Origin of the sequence: Sphingobium jiangsuense, assembly GCF_014196495.1 — a bacterium.
GTDB lineage: Bacteria > Pseudomonadota > Alphaproteobacteria > Sphingomonadales > Sphingomonadaceae > Sphingobium > Sphingobium jiangsuense.
Genome location: NZ_JACIDT010000045.1, coordinates 1 through 6,754, shown reverse-complemented (window position 1 = coordinate 6,754; position 6,754 = coordinate 1). Strand labels below are relative to the sequence as shown.

The following is a 6,754-nucleotide window of genomic DNA, read 5'->3' as shown; positions in this document are numbered from 1 at the left end:
CGACTTCCACGATCTTGCCGAATCCTCCCACCGGATCGTCACCGTCAACCTGCCCCATATATTCGCGGATCATGTGGCACATGCGCCAAGCGGTCGATCATCGCCCGGTAGATCCCGACGAAATCACCAGCCGCCGCGAAATCACCGGGCCTGATTTCGCTCTCTGATGAGGCGGACTCGCTCGTTGTATTCGGCGAGCATGTCGGACTTTGGGATGGTTGATCCGGCATCGTGTCCGTCATAATTCTTGGCCCAAGCTCCCTTGCTCCAGTGGGTCATGCTCACGAGTTTCGAGGCGGGAAGCCCACCTAAGTCACGATATGTCTGTTCGATGCAATCGCGGCCAGATCCAGAGACGATGCGTTCGGGCGTGAAAAGTGTTTCAATCGGGCGCCCGCCAAACATCTTTGCCTTTCGATAGACGGCGGGCTGAACGGGACCCAATTTCCAAGCCTCAAAATCCTCGGAAAATATAGGGGAGCCGTGCGCTCCAATGTGAAACATCTGCGCGAGATACAGCAACTTCTGAAGTTGCAAATTCGTTAGCGACCAGCCGCTGATTTCGGCCAGCGTGGCGGCTGCGGCCAATGCGCTCATGCTCACCTCCTGCTAATACCTCGGTTGCGCGTATCAGTTCTTTCCAATTTAGGAAAGCGGAGATCGGTGTTCCAGTGTGTGGCGCCGGTCGCGCCTGTAGCTACCCGTGGTATTTTCCCGCAGTCTCCACGGCTGACCACCCTTTGACGCGGGCCGGGTTTGATACCGGCATCGGTTCCGAACGGGCCATCGCCCATGATCCCCGAAACTTCGCCATAAGGCTCATCGCTGCCGGTTCTTCCCGGCCGCCGCGTCACCCTCCCGATAGCATGCGCCGGGCTTAGATGGAATCCAGCTCATCCATCTTCGTTTTCAGAAGCCTCTTTAATGAACTCTGCCTTCGCAGCGTCGATCTGCTTAATTATCCTCTCATGAGCCTCTCGCATCTCGGCCAGATGCTGTTGCGCACCGCCTTCTAATTCTGCGTATCGCCTCCGAATCCAAGGCCGCATGACATAAAATGCGCCGACTATGCCCATGGTGCCCCCGATAAACGAGCCCAATGAATTCAGAACCGATTTTAGTGCGCCGGATGAAGCATCCGCGAATAGCGTGATAGCCCAATTGTAGAGCGGAATAACAGCCTGCGTCAGCATAATGTTGACGCAGGCGACGATGGTAGCGCCGCCGATCGCTATGAGAATTATTCTGGTGGGTATCTCTCCAAGATGCTCCTCGAATTTCTCGACAAGTCCGCCGAACCCAAAATCCATAATCTGCCGCCCCACTGATTCCAGAATGCGGCAAGTCTGCCCGAACGCGGGCGGAAAGGGGAGTCCTGATGGTCTGGGCATAGGCGGGGGATAGCACGGCGATTCGGGAGGGGGAAATAAAAACGTACAAACGTACATTTATCTCTTGACGGTCGTACGTACGTACGTTATCCCTAGGTCATCAACCAACGAGGTTCCGATGACCGAGACCCTCCAATCCCGCCTGCTTTCCGAGATCGCCGCGATGGAAACCGCGCTGGCGAATTTCAAGGCCGCCGTGACGCACGATGCCCGCAACTGGTCCGAGTGCGGACAGTATGTCGAGATGCTCGATGCTTTCTATGTGCTGACCGAGATCGAGGCGGTTCGCGATCTGGCTGACGAGATCACCGGCGCCACCGACCGTTCCGACGAGATTGCCGCCTGCCGCCGCAATGGCGCGCATCTGAGGGCCGATATTCTGGGAGAAGCTGCGTGAGTGAAGAGACCGCCATCGTATCGATCAAAGGTATGAACGCCGACATGACCTGTCGCGGCTACCAGTTCGCCCTTGGTCAGACCTATGCCGCAGAGGGCGAGGCAAAGTGCTGCAAAAACGGCTTCCACGCCTGCCCGACCGATCTGCATCCGCTCACCGTTTTCAGCTTCTACCCGCCCGCCGGGTCGCGATTTTTCGAGGTGGGGCAGGCTGGTAGTATCTGCCGAGCCGAAAGCGACAAGGCTGCCAGCACCATCCTGACGGTGAATGTCGAGATTGGTGTCGGCGACCTTGTGAAGCGCGCATGGGAGTGGGTCTGGGAGCGGGCCATCAAAAGCGATGAGAACCACGCGACGGGCGACTATGGCGCGGCCAGCGCGACGGGCTACCAAGGCGCGGCCAGCGCGACCGGCGACTATGGCGCGGCCAGCGCGACGGGCTACCGAGGCGCGGCCAGCGCGACCGGCAACTATGGCGCGGCCAGCGCGACGGGCTACCGAGGCGCGGCCAGCGCGACCGGCGACTATGGCGCGGCCAGCGCGACCGGCGACCGAGGCGCGGCCAGCGCGACCGGCGACTATGGCGCGGCCAGCGCGACCGGCGACCGAGGCGCGGCCAGCGCGACCGGCAACTATGGCGCGGCAAAGGCCGCCAATGGCTCGGCAGCGATGACCAATGGCTATGCAGGTCGCATCATGGGCGAAACCGAAGGCTGCCCGCTGTTTTGCGTAGAGCGTGACGAAAACTACGATCTGCTGTCCGTTGCCTGCGGCGTGACGGGCCGCGACGGTATCGATGTCGGCGTCTGGTACGTCTGCCGCGATGGCAAGCTGGTTCCGGCTGATGTTTAACCGTCCCATTTATCGCCGCCCCGACTTCGCCCTGACGCTTGGTCAGGCGCTCGCAGCGGTGGCATCCGCACCGATTTTCATGGGTTTTATCGCGCTGTTTCTGGCGCTGGGAGAAGGGTGATGTCTGATTTTACGCCGGGACCGTGGCGAGTTGACCCCAACGCTAATTGCGACATTCAGACGAGCGACGGGCTATTGGAGGTAGCCGCAACGCATCCGTCTTTACTGACGGGAGGGCGGAACGACCCCGCCAGGGCGCGCGGCAACGCCAACCTGATCGCCGCCGCGCCGGAACTTTACGAGGCGTTGTCGTGGTTCATAAATGACATCGACGGCACGCACACGGTGATGCTCGACTTCGACGCGAATGTTGAGCGCGCACGCGCTGCACTCGCCAAAGCACGGGGCGAGCTATGACCCCTCCTGAATCCGCCATCCTGCGCGAGAAGGCGCTGCAACCCGATCTTCGCCCGGACCAGTGGGTCCGCAATGCGCGGGATCGGGAGATCATCATTCGGCGCATGGCAAGAAAATTCAGAGGGGACGTAGAATGAGCGAGGCTCCGAAAATCTATGCTGCCATCGCGGCGGTGCAGGGTGAACTTGCACAGAGCGGCATCAGCAAGGACAGCGAGAACACGTTCGACCGCTACAAATTTCGCGGGATCGACGCCGTATACAATGCGCTTTCGCCTTTGCTCGCCAAGCATGGTCTTTGCGTCCTACCGCGCATTATCGAGCGCGATTGTCAGGAGCGGGTCAGCAAGAAGGGCGATCCGATGTTTTACGTCACCGTGACGGCTGAGTTCGATTTCGTGGCATCAGCGGATGGCAGCAAACACACTGTCCGAACCTATGGCGAAGCCATGGATCGCGGTGACAAGGCCACGAACAAGGCAATGTCGGCTGCATACAAATACGCAGCTTTCATGGCCTTCGCCATTCCGACCGAGGGCGACAATGACGCCGATGCCACGACGCACGATGTCGCGCCTCAGGATCGGCGAGGAAACGGGCCGCGTCACGATCCCGACATGCTCGATGAAGCGCAGCTTGCGCATATCCAGACGCTCATCGAGCAGGCTGGGGTGGATGTGAAAGCCTTCTGCGAGGCTTACAAGATCAGGGCCGTGAAGTTTCTGCCCAGCGCGAAATTCGGTCGGGCGGTTGATCGGCTCAAGGAAAAGCTGCGCGAGAAGCAGGAGGCAGAGAAAACCGCGAAGCGCAACGAACTGGCTGACATCGATGCCGATGACGTTCCTTTTTGAAAGGGTAAATCACGATGAAATATCTATCGAGCAAGGGCGCCGTCGAGATTGACACCATGCCATTTCGCTATGCCAGTAATGCTTTGGCGAAACTGCGCCGGGAGGCCCCGGAGCGCAAGGAAGAGATCGAAGCGCTGGCCAAGCGGTGCGCTGAACTGGAAGCCGAGGAAGAGGCGAACCCCCGCGCTGTCGCGGGCGACAATAACCCGCCTGAAGAAGTGAAGGCATATATGCGCTGGGATGCGCTCAAGGTCCACATGGATGATCTGCTGGAACAGGTGCGGGGTATCACCGGCGTCACGATCAGCGATCAGGCGCAGGCAGATGCGGCTGGAAAGCTGCTGCGCGATTTACAGGACGCGGTGAAGCTTGCCGATAGCGCTCGTACCACCGAGAAGGCCCCGCTCGATGAGGCGGTGAAGGAAATTCAGGACCGCTATAATGCATATATAGCGCCCCTGAAAAACAAGACGCCGGGCCTCGTCAGCAAGGCCGAACTGGCGCTGAAAAATCAGATTGCGGCTTGGCTCAAGAAACTGGATGACGAGAAGCGTGCCAAGGAAGAAGCTGCCCGTATCGCGGTCGAGAAGGCTGCCGAAGAGGCGCGGGCGGCTCATCAGGCCGCGCAGGTATCCGATGACCTGGATGAGATCGAAGCCGCCGAAGAACTGATCGCCGCCGCCGATGTGGCCGCTCGCGAGCTTCGCCAGATCGAGAAGGAAAAGCCGCAGGCGCGTGGAGATTATCGCGCCATCGGCCTGCGTTCATTCTGGCGCGCTGAGCGCATCGAAGGCGAGGGCGGCAAGGCACTTTCCCATTATGCGCGGACCCAGCCCCAGCGTGTGATCGCGTTCATCCAAATGCTTGCCGATGAGGATGTGAAGGCGGGCGTCCGCTCCATTCCCGGCTTCAATGTTGTCGAAGAAAAGAGGGTCGCATGAGCGGTTCGGTAAACAAGGTCATTCTCGTCGGATCGCTCGGCGCGGACCCGGAGGTGCGCAGCTTCCAAAACGGCGGAAAGGTCTGCAATTTCCGCCTCGCCACTAATGAAAGCTGGAAGGACAAGCAGACCGGAGAGCGCAAGCAGAGAGCGGAATGGCACAGCGTCGCGATATTTTCCGAGGGGCTGGCGCGCGTCGCGGAACGTTTCCTGCGCAAAGGCTCGAAGGTCTATGTCGAGGGTAAGCTGCAAACCCGCAAATGGCAGGATCGCGACGGCAATGATCGGTACTCAACCGAAGTCGTGCTGCAAGGCCCCGGCGCGGTGCTGACCATGCTGGACGGCGCGCAGAGCAATGACCAGCGCGGCGAAAAGAAGCGCGGATATGATGATGGCTGGGGCGATGATGATCTCAATGATGAGGTCCCGTTCTGATGTTGCCGCGTCGCATTCCCAAGCCCCCGAAGCGTTCCGGTCGCTGGCGTTCTCAGGCTCATTGCTCGTTCGTGCGCTCGCACGCTTGCTGCGCTTGCGGTTCGACGGTTGCGATTGAGGTCGCCCATGTCCGCACCGGGACTGGCGCGGGAATGGGCCAGAAGCCGCACGACTATTGGACGATCAGCCTGTGCCGCGACTGTCATGCCCGTCAGCATCAGGTCGGAGAAACCACCTTCGAACGCAACAACCGGATCAACATGAAGGAACTGGCGGAAGAGTTCTGTCGCCAGTCTCCCAAGCGTCACGAGATCATGGAGGCGAAGCGCAATGTCTAACGGGCATACGATCATCCTGAACAGCGACTATCATCGCAGGCTGGCCCATAGCCTGATCGAGAAGGCGCCTCATGGAGCCATCTTGAACGTCAAGGCGGCTAAGCGGACGAACGACCAGAATGCGCTCCTGTGGAGCTTGCTCAGCCAGATCAGCCGGGCAAAGCCAGACGGGAGACAGCACGCGCCGGAAATTTGGAAATGCGTGTTCATGGCGGCTGCTGGCTTTCCCTGTTCGTTCATCCCCACACTGGATGGCGCCTCGGTTGTGCCGGTAGGTTTCAAATCTTCCCGGCTGACGAAGGTCGAGTTTTCCGATCTGATCGAGTGCATCTTTGCCTTCGCGGCGGAGAAGGGGATTCCCCTGCACGACGAGATTGATCGGGCCGCATAGAGTTTCCTCAAGGAGCGCCGCGTCAGTCCAATAAACGGCGGCTGAGTTTCAGATGACAATCATCGAACGCCCCTATGGCCGCTACTTCCTGCGGTGGAACCCGGTTCTCGTGGCGCGGGTGATCCAGATCAAGCGCGAGAGAGAGGGAGAGGTACTGCATGTTCGCCGTGCATAGCCTCCACGCCCCTGCCGTCGAGATCGACGCGGACGGAACCTACACCATCGACGGCACGACCCGGATCAAGCTGGGAGAGCCGCTGTTTACCGCAGAGACGCGCGACGAAGCCGAGCGCCTGCGCCACGAAAGGATCGACCATGCACGACGCTGACAATGAGGTGACGCAGGCTGATCGCGATGCATACGAAGCATTAATGCATGACGAGCATTACGACGATCTAGATACTGGTTGCGAGCACTTCGCCCGCCACCGCCTCGCCTCCATCGAAGCCGCCTGCCGCGAGAAGGATGCGGAGATTGCAAAGGTGCGGGTTACTTGGGCGCGCAGCCTAAGTCGTGTGGTGAAGGAGCGCGACCAGCTTCGGGCCAAGCTGGATGAGGCGAACGAAATAATCGCGGCTTTGCTTGATATCAAACATGGCGATGAGAAAGAGAAAGCCCGCGCCTTCCTCGCCTCCGCGCCCCAGCCCACCCCACCCGCGAGCGAGGAGGGGTGAGATGATCGTTAAGAGCGTATCCGAGACGGTTGACCGCATTCAGAAAATTCTAGCCGCCATGGCTTCCGC

General features: G+C 59.8%; 12 protein-coding genes and 2 pseudogenes. 11 read left to right on the top strand and 3 right to left on the bottom strand.

Annotated elements, in window-relative coordinates:
- The 3 genes and pseudogenes from GGR43_RS23065 to GGR43_RS23055 all read right to left on the bottom strand — a co-directional run.
- Window positions 1–94 (bottom strand): annotated as a pseudogene (locus GGR43_RS23065) (IS1595 family transposase); the annotation flags it as partial.
- A gap of 47 nt (window positions 95–141) precedes the next feature.
- Window positions 142–597, bottom strand: coding sequence for a Panacea domain-containing protein (locus tag GGR43_RS23060; protein ID WP_188074050.1), 456 nt, complete (start codon window positions 595–597; stop codon window positions 142–144).
- A gap of 296 nt (window positions 598–893) precedes the next feature.
- Window positions 894–1,310: a hypothetical protein gene (locus tag GGR43_RS23055; RefSeq protein WP_188074049.1), complete on the bottom strand. Its 417-nt coding sequence runs from the start codon at window positions 1,308–1,310 to the stop codon at window positions 894–896.
- Window positions 1,311–1,509: 199 nt separating this feature from the next.
- On the opposite strand from GGR43_RS23055, the gene GGR43_RS23050 reads away from it, so the two are divergent.
- The 11 genes and pseudogenes from GGR43_RS23050 (at window position 1,510) to GGR43_RS23000 (ending at window position 6,685) form a co-directional block, all read left to right on the top strand.
- Window positions 1,510–1,788: a hypothetical protein gene (locus tag GGR43_RS23050; RefSeq protein WP_188074048.1), complete on the top strand. Its 279-nt coding sequence runs from the start codon at window positions 1,510–1,512 to the stop codon at window positions 1,786–1,788.
- Entirely contained in the window at window positions 1,785–2,639 is an 855-nt protein-coding gene (locus tag GGR43_RS23045) for a DUF7666 domain-containing protein (protein ID WP_223177587.1), read from the top strand. Before GGR43_RS23050 ends, GGR43_RS23045 begins: the two co-directional genes overlap by 4 nt.
- Window positions 2,632–2,760: a hypothetical protein gene (locus GGR43_RS23840; RefSeq protein WP_281392574.1), complete on the top strand. Its 129-nt coding sequence runs from the start codon at window positions 2,632–2,634 to the stop codon at window positions 2,758–2,760. Before GGR43_RS23045 ends, GGR43_RS23840 begins: the two co-directional genes overlap by 8 nt.
- Entirely contained in the window at window positions 2,760–3,056 is a 297-nt protein-coding gene (locus tag GGR43_RS23035) for a hypothetical protein (RefSeq protein WP_188074046.1), read from the top strand. The genes GGR43_RS23840 and GGR43_RS23035 overlap by 1 nt, the downstream gene beginning before the upstream one ends.
- A gap of 133 nt (window positions 3,057–3,189) precedes the next feature.
- Window positions 3,190–3,906: an ERF family protein gene (locus tag GGR43_RS23030; RefSeq protein ID WP_188074045.1), complete on the top strand. Its 717-nt coding sequence runs from the start codon at window positions 3,190–3,192 to the stop codon at window positions 3,904–3,906.
- A 14-nt stretch (window positions 3,907–3,920) separates the two neighbouring features.
- Entirely contained in the window at window positions 3,921–4,847 is a 927-nt protein-coding gene (locus tag GGR43_RS23025) for a hypothetical protein (protein ID WP_188074044.1), read from the top strand.
- A pseudogene (gene ssb / locus GGR43_RS23020) lies at window positions 4,844–5,215 on the top strand (single-stranded DNA-binding protein); the annotation flags it as partial. The gene GGR43_RS23025 and the pseudogene ssb, both read left to right, overlap by 4 nt.
- A gap of 65 nt (window positions 5,216–5,280) precedes the next feature.
- Window positions 5,281–5,619, top strand: coding sequence for a DUF968 domain-containing protein (locus GGR43_RS23015; RefSeq protein WP_188074042.1), 339 nt, complete (start codon window positions 5,281–5,283; stop codon window positions 5,617–5,619).
- Entirely contained in the window at window positions 5,612–6,010 is a 399-nt protein-coding gene (locus GGR43_RS23010) for a recombination protein NinB (protein ID WP_188074041.1), read from the top strand. The genes GGR43_RS23015 and GGR43_RS23010 overlap by 8 nt, the downstream gene beginning before the upstream one ends.
- A gap of 158 nt (window positions 6,011–6,168) precedes the next feature.
- Window positions 6,169–6,339, top strand: a complete 171-nt coding sequence (locus GGR43_RS23005; protein WP_188074040.1) for a hypothetical protein — start codon at window positions 6,169–6,171, stop codon at window positions 6,337–6,339.
- A complete protein-coding gene (locus tag GGR43_RS23000) occupies window positions 6,326–6,685 on the top strand; it encodes a hypothetical protein (protein ID WP_188074039.1) in 360 nt (119 codons plus the stop codon). The genes GGR43_RS23005 and GGR43_RS23000 overlap by 14 nt, the downstream gene beginning before the upstream one ends.
- Window positions 6,686–6,754: the final 69 nt, after the last annotated feature.

Bases quoted from the DNA above. Each gene is read 5' to 3' on its own strand.
- GGR43_RS23060 (WP_188074050.1), bottom strand. From the start codon at position 597: ATGAGCGCATTGGCCGCAGCCGCCACGCTGGCCGAAATCAGCGGCTGG.
- GGR43_RS23055 (WP_188074049.1), bottom strand. From the start codon at position 1,310: ATGGATTTTGGGTTCGGCGGACTTGTCGAGAAATTCGAGGAGCATCTT.
- GGR43_RS23050 (WP_188074048.1), top strand. From the start codon at position 1,510: ATGACCGAGACCCTCCAATCCCGCCTGCTTTCCGAGATCGCCGCGATG.
- GGR43_RS23840 (WP_281392574.1), top strand. From the start codon at position 2,632: ATGTTTAACCGTCCCATTTATCGCCGCCCCGACTTCGCCCTGACGCTT.
- GGR43_RS23035 (WP_188074046.1), top strand. From the start codon at position 2,760: ATGTCTGATTTTACGCCGGGACCGTGGCGAGTTGACCCCAACGCTAAT.
- GGR43_RS23030 (WP_188074045.1), top strand. From the start codon at position 3,190: ATGAGCGAGGCTCCGAAAATCTATGCTGCCATCGCGGCGGTGCAGGGT.
- GGR43_RS23025 (WP_188074044.1), top strand. From the start codon at position 3,921: ATGAAATATCTATCGAGCAAGGGCGCCGTCGAGATTGACACCATGCCA.
- GGR43_RS23015 (WP_188074042.1), top strand. From the start codon at position 5,281: ATGTTGCCGCGTCGCATTCCCAAGCCCCCGAAGCGTTCCGGTCGCTGG.
- GGR43_RS23010 (WP_188074041.1), top strand. From the start codon at position 5,612: ATGTCTAACGGGCATACGATCATCCTGAACAGCGACTATCATCGCAGG.
- GGR43_RS23005 (WP_188074040.1), top strand. From the start codon at position 6,169: ATGTTCGCCGTGCATAGCCTCCACGCCCCTGCCGTCGAGATCGACGCG.
- GGR43_RS23000 (WP_188074039.1), top strand. From the start codon at position 6,326: ATGCACGACGCTGACAATGAGGTGACGCAGGCTGATCGCGATGCATAC.